General features: G+C 71.2%; 11 protein-coding genes, 1 tRNA gene and 1 rRNA gene. 10 read left to right on the top strand and 3 right to left on the bottom strand.

What is annotated here, in order from left to right:
• Nucleotides 1-93, top strand: a 5S ribosomal RNA gene (gene rrf, locus ACIPXB_RS19310); the annotation flags it as partial.
• 5 nt (nucleotides 94-98) lie between these two features.
• Nucleotides 99-174 (top strand) — tRNA-Thr (locus tag ACIPXB_RS19305).
• A 53-nt stretch (nucleotides 175-227) separates the two neighbouring features.
• On the opposite strand, the gene ACIPXB_RS19300 is transcribed toward ACIPXB_RS19305, so the two are convergent.
• On the bottom strand, nucleotides 228-737 hold the full coding sequence (locus tag ACIPXB_RS19300) for a DinB family protein (RefSeq protein ID WP_401451250.1): 510 nt from the start codon (nucleotides 735-737) through the stop codon (nucleotides 228-230).
• 11 nt (nucleotides 738-748) lie between these two features.
• Nucleotides 749-3322 (bottom strand): SpoIIE family protein phosphatase, encoded by a 2574-nt coding sequence (locus ACIPXB_RS19295; RefSeq protein ID WP_401451248.1) that lies wholly within the window; start codon nucleotides 3320-3322, stop codon nucleotides 749-751.
• Nucleotides 3323-3555: 233 nt separating this feature from the next.
• Between ACIPXB_RS19295 and ACIPXB_RS19290 the strand changes: the two genes are divergently transcribed.
• The 8 genes from ACIPXB_RS19290 to ACIPXB_RS19255 all read left to right on the top strand — a co-directional run bounded on the left by ACIPXB_RS19290 (nucleotide 3556) and on the right by ACIPXB_RS19255 (nucleotide 17540).
• Nucleotides 3556-9123 (top strand): HAMP domain-containing protein, encoded by a 5568-nt coding sequence (locus ACIPXB_RS19290; protein WP_401451246.1) that lies wholly within the window; start codon nucleotides 3556-3558, stop codon nucleotides 9121-9123.
• A gap of 224 nt (nucleotides 9124-9347) precedes the next feature.
• Nucleotides 9348-10028, top strand: a complete 681-nt coding sequence (locus ACIPXB_RS19285; RefSeq protein WP_401451244.1) for a two-component system response regulator — start codon at nucleotides 9348-9350, stop codon at nucleotides 10026-10028.
• A gap of 265 nt (nucleotides 10029-10293) precedes the next feature.
• Nucleotides 10294-13107, top strand: coding sequence for a DNA translocase FtsK (locus ACIPXB_RS19280; RefSeq protein ID WP_401451242.1), 2814 nt, complete (start codon nucleotides 10294-10296; stop codon nucleotides 13105-13107).
• A gap of 206 nt (nucleotides 13108-13313) precedes the next feature.
• Nucleotides 13314-14210 carry a helix-turn-helix domain-containing protein gene (locus tag ACIPXB_RS19275; RefSeq protein WP_401451240.1) on the top strand — a complete coding sequence of 299 codons (897 nt, stop codon included), beginning with the start codon at nucleotides 13314-13316 and terminating at the stop codon, nucleotides 14208-14210.
• A 103-nt stretch (nucleotides 14211-14313) separates the two neighbouring features.
• Nucleotides 14314-15810, top strand: a complete 1497-nt coding sequence (gene rimO / locus ACIPXB_RS19270) for a 30S ribosomal protein S12 methylthiotransferase RimO (protein WP_401451237.1) — start codon at nucleotides 14314-14316, stop codon at nucleotides 15808-15810.
• Nucleotides 15807-16463 carry a CDP-diacylglycerol--glycerol-3-phosphate 3-phosphatidyltransferase gene (gene pgsA / locus ACIPXB_RS19265; protein ID WP_401451235.1) on the top strand — a complete coding sequence of 219 codons (657 nt, stop codon included), beginning with the start codon at nucleotides 15807-15809 and terminating at the stop codon, nucleotides 16461-16463. The genes rimO and pgsA overlap by 4 nt, the downstream gene beginning before the upstream one ends.
• A gap of 29 nt (nucleotides 16464-16492) precedes the next feature.
• Nucleotides 16493-17050: a CinA family protein gene (locus ACIPXB_RS19260; RefSeq protein ID WP_401451232.1), complete on the top strand. Its 558-nt coding sequence runs from the start codon at nucleotides 16493-16495 to the stop codon at nucleotides 17048-17050.
• 109 nt (nucleotides 17051-17159) lie between these two features.
• Nucleotides 17160-17540: a helix-turn-helix domain-containing protein gene (locus ACIPXB_RS19255; protein WP_401451230.1), complete on the top strand. Its 381-nt coding sequence runs from the start codon at nucleotides 17160-17162 to the stop codon at nucleotides 17538-17540.
• Between the two features lie 392 nt (nucleotides 17541-17932).
• Here ACIPXB_RS19255 and ACIPXB_RS19250 read toward each other — a convergent pair whose 3' ends face one another.
• Nucleotides 17933-18703, bottom strand: a complete 771-nt coding sequence (locus ACIPXB_RS19250) for an SDR family NAD(P)-dependent oxidoreductase (RefSeq protein WP_401451228.1) — start codon at nucleotides 18701-18703, stop codon at nucleotides 17933-17935.
• Nucleotides 18704-18706 lie beyond the last annotated feature (3 nt).

The following is an 18706-nucleotide window of genomic DNA, read 5'->3' as shown; positions in this document are numbered from 1 at the left end:
ACGCCCGGTTACATTCCGAACCCGGAAGCTAAGCCTTTCAGCGCCGATGGTACTGCAGGGGGGACCCTGTGGGAGAGTAGGACGCCGCCGAACAACCCGCCCTTTTAGCTCAGTCGGTAGAGCGTCTCCATGGTAAGGAGAAGGTCAACGGTTCGATTCCGTTAAAGGGCTCCAACAGAAAAGGCCCCCGCCACCAGGCGGGGGCCTTTTTGCGTTTCCGGACTCGTTCAGTAGTAGCCCGTTTCGCCGTCGAGGAGCTCACGTATCGCGTCCAGGTGCCCCGCGTGCCGGGCCGTCTCCTCGATCATGTGGAGCAGGATCCAGCGGAGCGAGGCGGAGCCGGCCTTGTAGTCGGTATTGAGCCCCGTGGTGTCCAGCGCATGGGCGGCGGTGATCTCGTTCGACACCGCGCACTGGTCGTCGTACTCCTCCAGCAGCTGGGCGAGGGGGATGCCCTCGACCATCATGTCCGCGTCCTCCGGACCCACGAACTGCGGTCCGGTGGCCGGGCGGTTCAGGAGTATGACCTCGAACCAGCACTGCTCGACCCACCGCAGGTGGGAGATCACGCCGGCCACGGTCATCAACGGGGAGGACGGAAGCACGGGGCGATGAGCGTCCTCGTCGGAGACGCCCCGGCACTTCCACTGGATGATGGAGCGCTGCATGTCGAGCCAGCCGACGAGCTGCGTCCGTTCGTCGGCGGTGTAGTCCGGGCGGGTACGGGGAATCGGCATGGCCGCTGACGTTAGCGCAGGTTTTGGCCAAAGGGCAGCGGTTTTGCCGGGGTTTCATCGCCTGCCCGCTGTTCCGGTACCCGGAAGGCGAGGATGGCCATGTCGTCCGAGGCGGGCTCGGCCGCGAAGCGCTCCACGGCCCGCAGGATACGGGCGGCCACCGCGCCGGCGGTCAGGCCCGTGCACGTCGTCAGGACGTCGGTGAGGCCGTCGTCGCCGAGCATGCGCGTGCCCTCGCGGCGTTCCGTCACGCCGTCCGTGACGCACAGCAGGACGTCACCCGGGTCGAGGGTGAGGGTCTGCTCGTAGAGTTCGAGATCGTCCATGACGCCCAGCAGCGGCTGCGGTTCGGCCGCGGGGACGACCTCGCCGTCCGGACGCAGGCGCAGCGGCAGCGGGTGACCGGCGCAGACGACCTTCATCAGGGCGCCGCCGTCGGGCTGCGGGTGGAGCTCGCCGTACAGGAGGGTCAGGAAGCGGCTGCGGGCGCCCTCGTCGAGGATGGCCGCGTTCAGGCGCTCCAGGACCGCCGGGCCGCCGAGCCCCTCGCGGGCCAGCAGGCGCAGGGCGTGCCGGGCGAGGCCGGTGACGGCGGCGGCCTCCGGTCCGGTGCCGCAGACGTCGCCGATCGCGAAGCCGTACGCGCCGTCGCGGATCGGGAAGACGTCGTAGAAGTCGCCGCCGACCTCGTTGCCCTCTCCGGCCGCGCGGTAGATGACCTCGACCTCCATGCCGGGGATGGCGGGGGAGCCGGGCGGGAGCAGGCTGCGCTGGAGGGAGCGGCTGATGGCGGTGCGCTCGGAGTACAGGCGCGCGTTGTCCAGGGCGAGGGCGGCCCGCCGGGACAGGTCCTCGGCGAGTTCGAGGATCTCCTGCCGGAAGTGCTCCTCCGAGGGATTGCCCAGGGTGAGCATGCCGATCACGCGGTTGCGGGCCAGCAGGGGGAGGACGACGGTCTCGCCGCCGACGGCGGCGGTGGCCGCGGGCCAGGGCCGGGCGCCGGGCGGGTCGGTGACCGGTTCCGGCGGGCTGACCCGGTTGAGCAGGTCCTTCAGGCCGTCGATGCGCTCCTCGTCCTCGTGGAGCACGTACGACAGGTACGGATCGGACGCCGGGTCGGCGATGGTGTAGACCGCGCACCAGGTGGCCAGGGTCCGGACGGTCATCTGGGCCATCAGGGCCAGGGTCTGGTCCCGGTCGAGGGTGCCGGCCAGCAGGTCGGAGGCTTCGACGAGGAAGGAGAGGGAGCCGCGGCGCAGTCGTTCCAGCTCGCCCAGGCGGGCCGACTCGACGGCGAGGGCGATGCGGTCGGCGGCGAACTGCAGACGCAGGGCGTCCTCGTTGGAGTAGCGGCCCGGCATCTCGGCGGCGATCCCCAGGGAGCCCGTGAGCCGGCCCTCGACCTTCAGGGGGACGGTGATCACGGAGCGCATGCCGGTGGATTCCAGGAGCGGGACGGCTCCGGGGACGGAGACGACGTCGTCGTGGACGGCGGGCATCCGGGCCGATCCGAAGCGGTGGGCGCCGGCCTCGACGGGGATCCGGGCGAAGCGCTGGCGGGTGGAGGGCAGGCCCGTGGTGGCGCGGACCTCCAGCTCGGTCTCGTCGTCGGTGGCCAGCAGCAGGAAGGCGGAGTCGGCGTCGAGCATGTCGCGGGCCCGCTCGACGGTGCGCTGGAGGAGGCCGTCGAGATCGTCGGGGGCGGGGGAGCCGATGAAGACTTCGAAGGGGTCGGCGGGGCGCGGCTCGCCGAGGCGGCTGTCGTCGGTGGGGGCCGCGCCGCGGGCCGGGGTCTGCAGCAGGGCGCGCTCGTCGTCGTGGACGAGCAGGCAGACGATGGAGGGTTCCCCGTGGGCGTCGCGGACGCGCAGGTGGGAGGCGTAGACGGGGATGATCCGGCCGTCCGCGCCGCGCAGTCCGTAGCTGCCCTCCCAGCGGGACAGGCGCAGGGCCTCGGCGAGGCCGGTGCCGGTGCCGGGGGTCTGCGGCCAGGCGGCGAGCTCGGCGAGCGGGCGGCCCACGGCCTTCCCGGCGGCATGGCCGAAGATCTGCTCGGCGTCGTCGTTCCAGGCGCTGATCCGTCCGTCGCCGTCGACCTGGACGACCGCGACGCGGACGCGGGTGTCGGCCAGCGGCAGCAGCCGGTCGGAGACGACGGGCCCGGCAGAGCGGGTACCGACCGGCCGGTCCGGCAGGTCGAGCCGGAACCACACCTGTTTGTGGGTGGCCGTGTACTCGACGCCCCAGCGGGTGGCGAGGGCGGCGCAGAGCATCAGGCCGCGGCCGTTCTCGCGGTCGGGGTCGGCGTACGGGCGCTCGCCGGGGTGCTGGAGCGGCAGCCCGCGCTCGGGGTAGCGGTCGGCGACCTCGACGCGTACGCCGTCCTCGGCCCGCAGGCACAGTACCTCGGCCCGGGTGCCGGCGTGCACCACGGCGTTGGTGACCAGCTCGCTGGTGAGGACCACCGCGTCGTCCATGATGTCCAGGAAGCCCCAGCCCTGCAGGGTGTCGCGCACGAATGCGCGGGCCCCGGCGACCGAGCGTCCTACGGGATCGAAGCTGGCAGCCGCCCGTGCCGTGATCACGAGTCTCCTTCGCCGCGGTTGGACAGTCGGGTGCCAGGTTACTTACCTTCGCGGTCGGTACGGGTGCCTCGTGGGGAAGTCCACCCGCAGGGTGTGGGCTCTGTGCGAAGGTGCCGAAGTGTTATGGCCGGGTTCCGCCAGGGTGAAACACTGGGCAGGCTTTCAGGAGGCCGGCCCCGGTGTATCGCCGGGGGCCGGCCGGGCAGCGGTCGAACCCCTTCGGGAGGGACACGGTGGAGTCTGGCGTAGCGGCGCGGAGGACGGGGACGCGCGCGAAGGGCGGACGACCCCGGCGCGGGGGGACGACGGAAGTCGACACCGCCGCACTGAACCGGCTGCTCGCGGCCCTGGTGTCGATGCGGGACGGGAACTTCCGCAGGCGGCTGACGGTGTCCGGCGACGGCGTGATGGCGGAGATCGCCGCCGTCTACAACGAGGTCGCCGACCGGAATCTGCATCTGACCGGCGAGCTGTCCCGGGTACGGCGGATGGTCGGCCGCGAGGGCAAGCTGAGCGAGCGGCTGGAGGCGGGGGCCAGCGAGGGCTCCTGGGCCGCCGCGATCGACGCGTCGAACCAGCTGGTGGAGGACCTGGCCCGGCCGGTGTCCGAGGTCGGCCGGGTGCTGTCGGCGGTCGCCGAGGGCGATCTGGCCCAGCGGATGGACCTGCGCACGCAGGGGCCGGACGGGGTGGGGCACCCGCTGCGCGGGGAGTTCCTGAAGGTCGGGCGTACGGTCAACAACCTGGTCGACCAGCTGTCGGCGTTCACCGACGAGGTGACGCGGGTCGCGCTGGAGGTGGGGACCGAGGGCAAGCTCGGCGGCCAGGCCCAGGTGCGCGGAATGTCGGGTTCCTGGAAGGACCTGACCGATTCCGTCAACACGATGGCCTACCGGCTCACCGCCCAGGTGCGTGACATCGCGCTGGTGACGACTGCGGTCGCCAAGGGCGATCTGTCCCGCAAGGTCACGGTGCACGTGGCCGGCGAGATGCTCCAGCTGAAGAACACCGTGAACACGATGGTGGACCAGCTGTCGTCGTTCTCCTCCGAGGTCACGCGCGTGGCGCGGGAGGTCGGCACGGAGGGCGAGCTGGGCGGTCAGGCCACGGTGCCCGGGGTCGCGGGCGTGTGGAAGGACCTGACCGACTCCGTCAACACCATGGCGGGCAACCTGACCGCGCAGGTGCGCGGGATCGCGCAGGTCACGACGGCCGTGGCCAACGGTGACCTCACCCAGAAGGTGACGGTGAGCGCGCGCGGCGAGGTGGCCCAGCTCGCCGAAACGATCAACCAGATGACCGATACCCTGCGCACTTTCGCGGACGAGGTCACCCGCGTGGCCAGCGAGGTCGGCGCGGAGGGTCTGCTGGGCGGTCAGGCGCAGGTGCCGGGTGCGGCGGGTACGTGGAAGGACCTCACCGACTCGGTGAACACGGTCTTCCGCAACCTGACCACGCAGGTGCGGGACATCGCCCAGGTGACGACGGCGGTGGCCAACGGCGACCTGTCGCAGAAGGTCACCGTGGACGTGGCCGGCGAGATGCTGGAGCTGAAGAACACCGTCAACACAATGGTGGACCAGCTCCAGGCCTTCGGTGCCGAGGTGACCCGCGTGGCGCGGGAGGTCGGTGCCGAGGGCGAACTGGGCGGTCAGGCGCAGGTGCCGGGTGCGGCGGGTACGTGGAAGGACCTCACCGACTCGGTGAACACCGCCTTCCGCAACCTCACCGGCCAGGTGCGCAACATCGCCCAGGTGACGACGGCGGTGGCCAACGGCGACCTGTCGCAGAAGGTCACGGTCGACGTGTCGGGCGAGATGCTCCAGCTGAAGGTCACCGTGAACACCATGGTCGACCAGCTGTCGTCGTTCGCCGACCAGGTCACGCGGATGGCGCGGGACGTGGGCACGGAGGGGCGGCTGGGCGGCCAGGCCCGGGTCGAGGGGGTCTCGGGCACCTGGAAGGAGCTGACGGACTCCGTCAACTTCATGGCCGGGAACCTGACCTCGCAGGTGCGGCAGATCGCCCAGGTCACCACGGCGGTGGCGCGCGGTGACCTGTCGCAGAAGATCGACGTGGACGCGCGGGGCGAGATCCTTGAGCTGAAGAACACCATCAACACGATGGTGGACCAGCTCTCGGCCTTCGCCGAGCAGGTGACCCGGGTGGCGCGGGACGTGGGGACCGAGGGGCGCCTGGGCGGTCAGGCCCAGGTGCCGGGCGTGGCCGGCGTGTGGCGGGACCTGACGGACTCGGTGAACGGCATGGCCGGGAACCTGACGTCGCAGGTGCGCAACATCGCGCAGGTCGCGACCGCCGTGGCGCGCGGTGACCTGTCGCAGAAGATCGACGTGGACGCGCGGGGCGAGATCCTGGAGCTGAAGAACACCCTCAACACGATGGTGGACCAGCTCTCGAACTTCGCGGAGCAGGTGACGCGGGTGGCCCGCGAGGTGGGCACCGAGGGCATCCTGGGCGGCCAGGCGGAGGTGAAGGGGGTCTCGGGCACCTGGAAGGACCTCACGCAGTCCGTCAACTTCATGGCGAACAACCTGACCTCGCAGGTGCGCAACATCGCCGAGGTGACGACTGCGGTCGCCATGGGCGACCTGTCCAAGAAGATCACGGTCGACGCCAAGGGCGAGATCCTCGAGCTGGTCACCACCGTGAACACGATGGTGGACCAGCTGAGTTCGTTCGCGGAGCAGGTGACCCGGGTGGCCCGTGAGGTGGGCTCCGAGGGGATCCTGGGCGGGCAGGCGCGGGTGCGCGGGGTGACGGGCATCTGGAAGGACCTGACCGACAACGTCAACCTGATGGCGAACAACCTGACGTCGCAGGTGCGCAACATCTCGCAGGTCTCGGCGGCGGTGGCCAACGGCGACCTGACGAAGAAGGTGACCGTCGAGGCGCGCGGCGAGGTCGCGCAGCTGGCGGACACGGTCAACACGATGGTCAAGACGCTGTCCTCGTTCGCGGACGAGGTCACGCGCGTGGCGCGGGAGGTGGGCACGGAGGGCCGCCTGGGCGGGCAGGCGCACGTACCCGGTGTCTCGGGCACGTGGAAGGACCTCACCGACTCGGTGAACTTCATGGCCTCCAACCTCACCGGTCAGGTGCGGCAGATCGCCATGGTCACGACCGCCATCGCCAAGGGCGACATGACCAAGAAGATCGACATCGACGCGCGCGGGGAGATCCTGGAGCTGAAGACGACCATCAACACGATGGTCGACCAGCTGTCGTCGTTCGCCGACCAGGTGACCCGGGTGGCGCGCGAGGTGGGCACCGAGGGCATCCTGGGCGGCCAGGCGCGGGTGCGGGACGTGGACGGCACCTGGCGGGACCTGACCGAGTCGGTGAACGAGATGGCCGGCAACCTCACCCGTCAGGTACGGGCGATCGCGGCCGTGGCCACCGCGGTGACCCGCGGGGACCTGAACCTGAAGATCGACGTGGACGCGGCGGGCGAGATCCAGGTCCTCCAGGACAACATCAACACGATGATCGCCAATCTGCGGGACACCACCCTGGCCAACAAGGAGCAGGACTGGCTCAAGGGCAACCTGGCCCGGATCTCGGCCCTGATGCAGGGCCGGCGCGACCTCGACGACGTGGCCTCGCTCATCATGAGCGAGCTGACGCCGGTGGTCTCGGCGCAGCACGGCGCGTTCTTCCTGGTGCAGCCGGCCGGCGGGCCGGGCGAGATCGGCGCCGAGGGCGGCCGGGACGGCGCGTACGAGCTGCGGATGCGCGGCAGTTACGCGTACGCGGGCGGCCAGATGCCCACGTCGTTCCGCCCGGGCGAGGGGCTGATCGGGACGGTCGCCGAGGAGAAGCGGACGATCCTCGTCGAGAACACCCCGCCGGGGTACCTGAAGATCTCCTCGGGGCTGGGGGAGGCGCCGCCGGCGCATGTGATCGTGCTGCCGGTGCTGTTCGAGGGCAAGGTGCTCGGGGTCATCGAGCTGGCGTCGTTCCAGCCGTTCACGCAGATCCAGAAGGACTTCCTGTCCCAGATCGGCGAGATGATCGGGACCAGCGTCAACACCATCAGCGTCAACTCCAAGACGGAGATGCTGCTCAAGCAGTCGCAGGAGATGACCGAGCAGCTGCGCGAGCGCTCGGACGAGCTGGAGAACCGGCAGAAGGCGCTCCAGGCGGCCAACGCCGAGCTGGAGGAGAAGGCCGAGCTGCTGGCCCAGCAGAACCGGGACATCGAGGTGAAGAACACCGAGATCGAGGAGGCCCGGCAGGTGCTGGAGGAGCGCGCCGAGCAGCTCGCGGTCTCGATGCGCTACAAGTCGGAGTTCCTGGCCAACATGTCGCACGAGCTGCGCACGCCGCTCAACTCGCTGCTGATCCTGGCCAAGCTGCTGGCGGACAACGCGGACGAGAACCTCTCGCCGAAGCAGGTGGAGTTCGCCGAGACCATTCACGGCGCGGGCTCGGACCTGCTCCAGTTGATCAACGACATCCTGGACCTGTCGAAGGTCGAGGCGGGCAAGATGGACGTCTCGCCGACCCGGATCGCGCTGGTGCAGCTGGTGGACTACGTGGAGGCGACGTTCCGGCCGCTGACCGCGGAGAAGGGCCTGGACTTCTCGGTGCGGGTCTCCCCGGAGCTGCCGGCCACCCTGCACACCGATGAGCAGCGGCTGTTGCAGGTGCTGCGCAACCTGCTGTCGAACGCGGTGAAGTTCACCGACACCGGGGCGGTGGAGCTGGTGATCCGGCCCGCCGGTTCGGACGTGCCGCAGGCCATCCGTGAGCAGCTGCTGGAGGCCGGTTCGCTGCGCGAGGCGGACGGGGACCTGATCGCGTTCTCGGTCACCGACACCGGGATCGGAATCGCGGCGAGCAAGATGCTGGTGATCTTCGAGGCGTTCAAGCAGGCCGACGGCACCACCAGCCGCAAGTACGGCGGCACGGGCCTGGGGCTGTCCATCAGCCGGGAGATCGCGCGGCTGCTGGGCGGTGAGATCCACGCGGCGAGCGAACCGGGCCGCGGCTCCACCTTCACGCTGTACCTGCCGCTGCACCCCAGTGAGCTCCCGCCGCAGGGGTACTCCTCCGCGGGCCCCGGGGCCCGGGGCGAGCTGTACCGGCGGCCGGCCGACGAGGAGACGTCCGTACGGCAGGCGCCCGCGCCGCAGGGCGCCGGCACGCTGCCGGGCGACGGTCCGGAGGCGGAGTTCGGCCCGGGGGCCGGACCGGACGGAGCGGGCCGGGCCGGGCTGGGTCAGGCCGGGCTGGGCCACGGCGGACCGGGTCAGGGCGGGCACGGTTCGGCCGCGCTCTTCCGGCGCCGGCGCAAGGCGCTGGGCGAGCCGCTGCCGCGGCTGTCGGTCCCCGGTCAGCCGACCGCGGATCCGGAGTGGGCGCTGGGCGAGGAGCTGCCGGCGCCGCCGCGGACGTACGACTTCCACCACGAGAAGGTGCTGATCGTCGACGACGACGTCCGCAACGTGTTCGCCCTGACGAGTGTGCTGGAGCAGCACGGGCTGACGGTGCTGTACGCGGAGAACGGGCGCGAGGGCATCGAGGTGCTGGAGCAGCACGACGACGTGACGGTCGTGCTGATGGACATCATGATGCCGGAGATGGACGGGTATGCGACGACGGCGGCGATCCGTCGGATGCCGCAGTTCGAGGGGCTGCCGATCGTGGCGCTGACGGCGAAGGCGATGAAGGGGGACCGGGAGAAGGCGATCGACTCCGGGGCCACCGACTACGTGACCAAGCCGGTCGATCCCGACTACCTCCTTTCGGTGATGGAGCAGCACATGCGCCGGAGGTGACCGGCCGGCGGGCGCAGGGGGAACCTTCTGCCCTTCCATCACGTTTCTGCTATGTGCACAGTGACATCCTGGTGACAGGGTGTGGCGATCTCGGGACTGGGGCTACGATGACCGGCACAAGGACGGGCGGCGCAAGGAAGCCGTTCTCTGGGGCGGGACCCGGCTCTGAGCCGGCCGCCGCCAGGAGCCGGGGAGGCCCCATGCCGGGGCGAGGAGGACAGGGCATGGTGCAGAAGGCCAAGATCCTCCTGGTCGACGACCGGCCGGAGAATCTGCTGGCGCTGGAGGCCATCCTCTCCGCGCTCGATCAGACACTGGTCCGGGCGTCGTCGGGGGAGGAAGCGCTCAAGGCGCTGCTGACGGACGATTTCGCGGTCATCCTGCTGGACGTGCAGATGCCCGGGATGGACGGTTTCGAGACCGCCGCGCACATCAAGCGGCGGGAGCGGACCCGGGACATCCCGATCATCTTCCTCACCGCGATCAATCACGGTCCGCACCACACGTTCCGGGGCTACGCCGCCGGGGCCGTGGACTACATCTCCAAGCCCTTCGACCCGTGGGTGCTGCGGGCGAAGGTCTCGGTCTTCGTCGAGCTGTACATGAAGAACTGCCAGCTGCGCGAGCAGGCGTCGCTGCTGCGCCTCCAGTTGGAGGGCGGCAGCCCGGGCGGGGTGGAGGGCAAGGAGGCGGCCGGGCTGCTGGCCGAGCTCTCCGCGCGGCTCGCGGCGGTCGAGGAGCAGGCCGAGGCGCTGACCAAGCAGCTCGGTGAGGAGGCTGCGGATCCGGCGGTGGTGGCGACCGCGGCCCATCTGGAGCGCAAGCTGACCGGGCTGCGGCGGGCACTGGACGCGCTGGAGCCGGGAGCCGGCGGCACCCCGGCCGTCCTGCCCGCGCAGAGCTGACCGTTCCGGGCCGCCCGTGACGGTGCGGCCCGGGTCCTGTTCGGTCCTGATTCTGTGGGGTCCTGATTCTGTGCGGCCGGTGGTCCGGTTCGGCCTGATCCGGCCTGATCCGGCCTGATCCGGTGCGGTCCGGCCCGATCCGGCAGGGATGCTGAGGTCGGGTCAGGCTGTCCGTGCGTCAAACCGTGTACCGGCAGCCCGACACGAAAGGGTGAAGGGGTGGGCACGCGTGTCCACCGGCGCGCGCACCGGTAACCTCGCCCTCATGGCCTCAAGTACGTCCGGCAAGGGTTCCCAGAGCACCGCGGGCACCGCGAAGGCCCGCACCGGCCGTACGACGCCGGCGGCGAAGAAGGCGGCGCCCGCGGGCAGACCCGCGGCCAAGAAGGCGGCGGCCGCCAAGCGCGCCCCGGCGAAGAAGGCGGCGCCCAAGCCCGCGCCGTCCCCGACCGGGGGCGTGCTGCGGCTGCTGCGCGCGCTGTGGCTGGGCATCGCCCACGCGATCGGTGCGGTCTTCCGCGGCTTCGGGCACGGGGCGAAGAACCTCGACCCGGCGCACCGCAAGGACGGCGTCGCGCTGCTCCTGCTCGCCCTCACCCTGATCGTCGCCGCCGGCACCTGGTCCAACCTCAGCGGCCCGGTCGGCGATCTGGTCACGATGCTGGTCACCGGCGCGTTCGGGCGCCTGGACCTGCTGGTGCCGATCCTGCTCGGCGTCATGGCGGTACGTTTCCTCCGCCACCCCGAGCAGACGGACGCCAACGGGCGCATCGGCGTCGGCCTGACCGCCCTGGTGATCGGGGTCCTCGGGCAGGTGCACATCGCCTGCGGGGCGCCCGGCCGTGGCGAGGGCGCCGAGGCCATGCAGGACGCCGGCGGGCTCATCGGCTGGGCCGCGTCCAAGCCGCTCATCTTCACCATGGGCGCGCCGCTGGCCGTCCCCATGCTCCTGCTGCTCACGGTCTTCGGCCTGCTGGTGGTCACCGCCACCCCGGTCAACGCCATCCCGCAGCGGCTGCGCGCGCTCGGCGTCAAGCTGGGCATCGTCCAGCCCGCCGCGTACGACGAGGACGAGGACACGGACGACGCGCACGCCGAGCGCGGGGCGCGGGCGGCCCGGCGTGCCGACCGGCACGACCCCGAGCGGTGGCGGGCCCGTACCGGCCGCGGCCGTGCCGCCGACGACGAGTACGCAGACGACACGGACGACTCGGACGACGCGGGCGAGGCCGGCGCCGCCGAGGAGGCGGCACTCGCCCGGCGCCGCCGGCCCCGGCGGGCCCCGGTGCAACCGCCCCTGGACCGCGAGATGGACGCCGTCGACGTGGCCGCCGCGGCGGCCGCCGCCCTGGACGGTGCCGTACTGGGCGGGATGCCGCCCTCGCCGCTGGTCGCCGACCTCACCCACGGCATCACCCCCGAGCGCGGCGGCGGCGAGGTCACCACGCCGGTGCCTTCCGCTCCGGTTCCGGCCGCCCCGGTGCCCGCCGCCCGCGAGGAGCGCGCGGCAGCGTCCGCGTCGGCGGTGGTGCCGGACCTGACCAAGGCTCCGCCGGAGAACCGGCCGTTGCCCCCGCGTGCCGAGCAGCTCCAGCTGCGCGGGGACATCACCTACGCCCTGCCCTCGCTGGACCTGCTCGAGCGGGGCGGCCCCGGCAAGACCCGCAGCGCCGCCAACGACGCGATCGTCGCGGCGCTCACCAACGTCTTCGCCGAGTTCAAGGTCGACGCGGACGTCACCGGATTCACCCGCGGCCCGACGGTCACCCGCTACGAGGTCACCCTCGGCGCGGCGGTCAAGGTGGAGCGGATCACCGCGCTGACCAAGAACATCGCGTACGCCGTGGCCTCCCCGGACGTGCGGATCATCTCCCCGATCCCGGGCAAGTCGGCGGTCGGCATCGAGATCCCCAACACCGACCGCGAGATGGTCAACCTCGGTGACGTCCTGCGGCTGGCGGACGCGGCCGAGGACGACCATCCGATGCTGGTGGCGCTCGGCAAGAACGTCGAGGGCGGCTACGAGATGGCCAACCTGGCGAAGATGCCGCACGTGCTGGTGGCCGGCGCCACCGGTTCGGGAAAGTCCTCCTGCATCAACTGCCTGATCACCTCGGTGATGGTGCGGGCCACCCCGGAGGACGTCCGGATGGTGCTGGTCGACCCCAAGCGGGTCGAGCTCACCGCGTACGAGGGCATCCCGCACCTGATCACGCCGATCATCACCAACCCCAAGCGGGCCGCCGAGGCCCTGCAGTGGGTCGTCCGCGAGATGGACCTGCGCTACGACGACCTGGCCGCCTTCGGGTACCGGCACATCGACGACTTCAACGAGGCGATCCGGGCCGGCAAGGTCAAGCAGCCGCCGGGCAGCGAGCGCGAGCTGACGCCGTACCCGTACCTGCTGGTGATCGTCGACGAGCTCGCGGACCTGATGATGGTCGCCCCGCGCGACGTCGAGGACGCGATCGTGCGCATCACGCAGCTGGCCCGCGCCGCCGGTATCCACCTGGTGCTGGCCACCCAGCGGCCCAGCGTCGACGTGGTCACCGGGCTGATCAAGGCGAACGTGCCCTCGCGGCTGGCGTTCGCCACCTCCTCGCTCGCCGACAGCCGGGTCATCCTGGACCAGCCGGGTGCGGAGAAGCTGATCGGCAAGGGCGACGGACTGTTCCTGCCGATGGGGGCGAACAAGCCCATCCGGCTCCAGGGCGCCTTCGTCACCGAGGACGAGATCGCCAGGATCGTCCAGCACTGCAAGGACCAGATGGCGCCGGTCTTCCGGGACGACGTCACGGTGGGGCAGAAGCAGAAGAAGGAGATCGACGAGGAGATCGGCGACGACCTGGACCTGCTGTGCCAGGCCGCCGAGCTCGTGGTGACCACCCAGTTCGGTTCCACTTCCATGCTCCAGCGCAAGCTGCGCGTCGGTTTCGCCAAGGCCGGACGCCTCATGGACCTCATGGAGTCGAGGGGCGTCGTGGGGCCCAGCGAGGGATCCAAGGCGCGGGACGTCCTGGTCAAACCGGACGAGCTGGACGGTGTCCTGGCGGTCATCCGGGGCGAGTCTCACCCGTAAGGGATGCGGGCACAACCGTTTCCCCCGTCCACGCGTCCAGTTGAGCAAAGGGGCGGTGCCGGACCCGGCGCCGCGCCGCAGCTCCGCCCGGACTCCTGCTCGCCATACAGATGGCGTAGGGAGTCCGCCCTCCGGTTGCTCCACCCTTTCGTCACCCCCCTAGACTGGAAATCCAGCAGGTGGCTACACGCTCGAAAGGCGCCCTCGTGTCCATCGGCAACGCCAACTCCCCCGAAGAAGACCGGCCTTCCCCCGACGACGGCTCCGCAGACCGGCCCGCCGACGGACCCTCCATCGGGACGGTCCTCAAGAAGGCGCGGATCGTCGCCGGCCTCACCGTCGAGGAAGTCAGTTCCACGACGCGCGTGCGCATCCCGATCGTGCACGCGATCGAGCAGGACGACTTCACGCGGTGCGGCGGCGACGTGTACGCCCGCGGCCACATCCGCACCCTCGCCCGTGCCGTGCACCTCGATCCGGATCCCCTGGTCGAGGCCTACGACGCGGCTCACGGCGGTCGTCCGGCGCCGACCTCCGCCGCACCCATGTTCGAGGCGGAGCGGATCCGCCCCGAGCGCCAGCGGCCCAACTGGACCGCCGCCATGGTCGCGGCGATCGTCGCCGTCATCGGCTTCGCCGGTTTCACCGCGTTCAGCGGTGGTGAGGACACCGGCAAGAAGCCCGTGGCGGAAGGTTCCGTCTCACCCAAGCCGGCGCCCACGCAGTCCGGCGGGCAGCCCGCGGCCCAGCCGTCGCCGGCCACCCCGACGGTGCCCAAGCCCGTCAAGCCCGAACCCACCGACAGTGCCATCGCCGCCGCCCCGAAGGACATGGTCACGGTCGTGCTGACCGCGGCCGACGGCGAGAGCTGGATCTCGGCCAAGGACCACAGCGGCCGCACGCTCTTCGACGGCACCCTCCAGCTCGGCGACTCCAAGACCTTCACCGACAAGGAATCCATCGATCTCGTGCTCGGCGACGCCGGGGCCGTCCAGCTCTTCGTGAACGGCAAGGAGATCAAGGACGACTTCGAGTCGGGCCAGGTGGAACGCCTCACCTACACCAAGGACGACCCGCGCCAGGGCCAGCCCCAGGCGGGCTGACCTGCCCCACGAGGTCCCCGGGATGCCGTCCGGCACCCCGGGGATCTTGGTTTACCGGGACTTGGGGCGGGGGGCGGCGTTTGGACAAAGTAGTCTTGAGTCCATGCCCGAACGCCGTACCGTCGCCCTTGTCACTCTTGGCTGCGCCCGTAACGAGGTGGACTCGGAGGAGCTCGCAGGCCGCTTGGCGGCGGATGGCTGGGAGCTCGTCGAGGACGCCGCCGACGCGGACGTCGCCGTCGTCAACACCTGTGGCTTCGTCGAAGCCGCCAAGAAGGACTCCGTAGACGCCCTGCTGGAAGCCAACGATCTCAAGGATCACGGCAGGACCCAGGCCGTCGTCGCCGTCGGCTGCATGGCCGAGCGCTACGGCAAGGAGCTCGCCGAGGCCCTTCCCGAGGCCGACGGCGTGCTGGGCTTCGACGACTACGCCGACATCTCCGACCGCCTGCAGACCATCCTGGCCGGCGGCGTGCACGCCTCCCACACCCCGCGCGACCGGCGCAAGCTGCTGCCGATCAGCCCGGCGGCCCGCCAGGACACCGCCGTGGCCCTGCCCGGCCACGCCCAGACCGCGCCCGTCGAGGAGCCGGCCGAGGCCCCCGCCGACCTGCCCGAGGGCCTCGCGCCCGCCTCCGGGCCGCGCGCCCCGCTGCGCCGCCGCCTGGACACGAGCCCGGTCGCCTCGGTGAAGCTGGCCTCCGGCTGCGACCGGCGCTGCTCCTTCTGCGCCATCCCGTCCTTCCGCGGCTCCTTCATCTCGCGCCGCCCCAGCGACGTGCTGGGCGAGACGCGCTGGCTGGCCGAGCAGGGCGTCAAGGAGATCATGCTGGTCTCCGAGAACAACACCTCCTACGGCAAGGACCTCGGCGACATCCGGCTGCTGGAGACCCTGCTGCCGGAGCTCGCCGCCGTCGACGGCATCGAGCGCGTCCGCGTCAGCTACCTCCAGCCCGCCGAGATGCGCCCCGGCCTGATCGACGTCCTGACGTCGACCCCGAAGGTCGTGCCGTACTTCGACCTGTCCTTCCAGCACTCGGCCCCCGACGTGCTGCGCGCGATGCGCCGCTTCGGCGACACCGACCGCTTCCTGGAGCTGCTCGACACCATCCGCTCCAAGGCCCCGCAGGCCGGTGTGCGCTCCAACTTCATCGTGGGCTTCCCCGGTGAGAGCGAGGCGGACTTCGCCGAGCTGGAGCGTTTCCTCACCCACGCCCGCCTCGACGCGATCGGCGTCTTCGGGTACTCCGACGAGGAGGGCACGGAGGCCGTCACGTACGAGAACAAGCTCGACGAGGACGTGATCGCCGAGCGCCTGGCCCACATGCAGCGGCTCGCCGAGGAGCTCACCTCGCAGCGCGCGGAGGAGCGGATCGGGGAGACCCTGGAGGTACTCGTCGAGTCCGTGGAGGCGGTCGACGAGGACGGCGACGGTGCCTACGGGCGCGCCGCGCACCAGGCGCCCGAGACCGACGGCCAGGTGGTCTTCACGGACAGCACGGGCCTGGTCGCGGGACGTATGGTGACGGCCAAGGTGGTCGGGACGCTCGGCGTGGACCTGGTCGCCGAACCCCTGGGTCTTGAGGAGGCGGCCGGATGAGCGGAGTCCCGGCTTCGGCGGCGGGCGGGACCGGCCGCCGGCCCGCGCCCGGCGGGAAGCTGGGGGCCGCGGCCGTCAATCAGGCCAGCCTGTGGAACATCGCGAACATCCTGACGATGGTCCGCCTCGTCCTCGTGCCGGGGTTCGTCGTGCTGCTGCTCGCCGACGGCGGGTATGACCCCGTGTGGCGGGCCTGGGCCTGGGCGGCCTTCGCCGTCGCCATGATCACGGACATCTTCGACGGGCACCTGGCCCGGACGTACAACCTGGTCACGGACTTCGGCAAGATCGCCGACCCCATCGCCGACAAGGCGATCATGGGGTCGGCCTTGATCTGTCTGTCCTGGCTGGGCGACCTGCCCTGGTGGGTGACCGGGGTGATCCTCGGGCGGGAGCTCGGGATCACGCTGATGCGCTTCTGGGTGATCCGGTACGGGGTGATTCCGGCCAGTCGCGGCGGCAAGATGAAGACCCTGGCCCAGGGCACGGCGGTGGGCATGTACGTGCTCGCGCTGACCGGGCCGCTGGCCACCCTGCGCTTCTGGGTGATGGCGGTCGCGGTCGTGCTGACGGTCGTCACCGCTCTGGACTACGTCCGGCAGGCGATCGTGCTGCGGCGCAAGGGGCTGGCCACGGAGCGGGCCGCGACGTGACACATGGGGCGGGGGACGGCCGGGGGAACGTGTGTGCGACTGCGGGTGGCGCAGGTGACGCCGCTCAGGTCACGCCCGCCCCTGGTGTCGCGGCCGAGGTGCTGCGGCTGCTCGCGCAGAGTGATCAGAGCCTCGCCGTCGCCGAATCCCTGACGGGCGGCCTGGTCGCCGCGGAGCTGACCGCCGTCCCCGGGGCCTCCCGTTCCTTCCGCGGCTCGGTCACCGCGTACGCCACCGAGCTGAAGGAAGCCGTCCTCGGTGTGGACGGCGCGCTGCTGGCCGCGCACGGTGCGGTGAACGCGCAGGTCGCCGAGGAGATGGCGGCGGGGGTACGGCGGGCGCTGGGGGCCTCGTGGGGGATCGCGACCACCGGAGTGGCCGGCCCCGACCCGCAGGACGGGCAGCCCGTGGGCACCGTTTTCGTCGCCGTGGTGGGCCCGGGGGGCAGGAAAACGGCCCGCCTGAGGTTGAACGGCTCCCGGGCGGAAATCCGTAGGGAGAGTGTACGGAACGTGCTCGAACTGCTCTCGAGCGAACTCCGCGAAAATGCGCGGAGGCAGGATACGGAACAGAACGGGGGGATTTGATGTTTGCAGCCCTGAGTGAACACGACATCGCTCCCCGCACGGCCGCGGCGCGAGGCGGTACGGTGGGGCGTGAAGGATGCGGCTACACGGTCAGAGGAGGGAGCCACCGATGATTCTGCTCCGTCGCCTGCTGGGTGACGTGCTGCGTCGGCAGCGCCAGCGCCAGGGCCGTACTCTGCGCGAAGTCTCCTCGTCCGCCCGAGTTTCGCTCGGCTATCTCTCCGAGGTGGAGCGGGGGCAGAAGGAGGCGTCCTCCGAGCTGCTCTCCGCCATTTGCGACGCGCTGGACGTACGGATGTCCGAGCTGATGCGCGAGGTCAGCGACGAGCTCTCGCTCGCCGAACTCGCACAGTCGGCCGCGGCAAGCGATCCGGTACCGGCACCGGTACGCCCGATGCTCAACTCCGTCTCGGTGACCTCGGTCGCCTCGGGGCCGGAGCGGGTGACCATCAAGGCGCCGGCCGAAGCGGTGGATGTCGTAGCCGCTTGAGCATGCGTGCATGAGTGTGGCCGGAGCCCCGGTTGGTGCGTGAAGCACCGGCCGGGGCTCCGTGCTGTCCGGGCCGGGCGTTCTGGGTGCGGCCGGTGGGGGTCTGCGGGACCATGGAGCCCCGGTCCGCGGCCCCTGGGAGGCAGGCGTGCGACGGATATGGATACCCGGACGGATATGGATGCCCGTAGGCCTGGCCGTCGGCGTGCTGTGGTGGTGGGCGGCGCTCCGCCTGGTCCTCGCGCCGCAGGAGGCCGGGCCGGTCGAGGGGGCGGTGACGCTCGGCGGCTGGAGCCTGAGCCTGCTGCCGGTGCACTGCACGCGCTTCGCCGGACGCCCGGCGAAGGCGTCGCGCGGCACCGGGGTGCCGCGCCCTGCCAGGCCATCGCGCCCTACCAGGGCATCGCGACTCCACCGTTCGGGCGAAGGATCTGGCCCGTCATGAACGACGAGGCGTCCGAGGCGAGGTAGAGCACGGCCTGGGCGATGTCCTCGGGCTCGCCGACCCGGCGCAGCGGGGACATCCGGACCATGGCCGCCTCGGTCTGCTGCTGGACCTCGGGGCTGTGCCGGCCGGTCATGGGGGTGCGGATCCAGCCCGGGGCGACGGCGTTGACCCGGATGCCGTGCGGGCCGGCCTCGGTGGCGAGGGTCTTGGTCAGCTGGACGACGGCGGCTTTGGCCGCGCTGTAGCAGAGCAGGCCCGGCTGGGCGGCGTCCACGGCGCCGGAGGCCATGGTGATGATCGAGCCGGGACGGCCGTTCCCGATCATGGCGCGGGCGGATTCCTGGCAGGTGTACAGAACGCCTTTGAAGTTGATGTCCAGGACCCGGTCGAGATCCTCGTCGAGGGTGTCCAGGACGGTACTGGTGTGCATGATCCCGGCGATCGCGGCGGCGATGTCCAGGTGGCCGGCCGCCCGGACGGCCGCGCGCAGCGCGCCGCGGTCGGTGACGTCGAGCGGGTGGGCGACGGCCCGTCCGCCCTTGTCGTCGATCAGGGCGGCGGTCTCGGCCAGGCCCCGTTCGTCGCGGTCCGCGCAGTGCACGGCCGCGCCGGCCCCGGCGAGCAGGACGGCGGTGGCCCGGCCGATGCCGCCGGCGGCGCCCGTGATCAGCGCGGTGCGGCCGGTGAGGTCGTACGAGGCTATGGATGTGGGCATGCC

The organism is Streptomyces sp. NPDC090022, assembly GCF_044748145.1.
In the GTDB taxonomy this organism is placed as follows: Bacteria; Actinomycetota; Actinomycetes; order Streptomycetales; family Streptomycetaceae; genus Streptomyces.
This window is presented reverse-complemented; position numbering and strand designations above follow the sequence as displayed.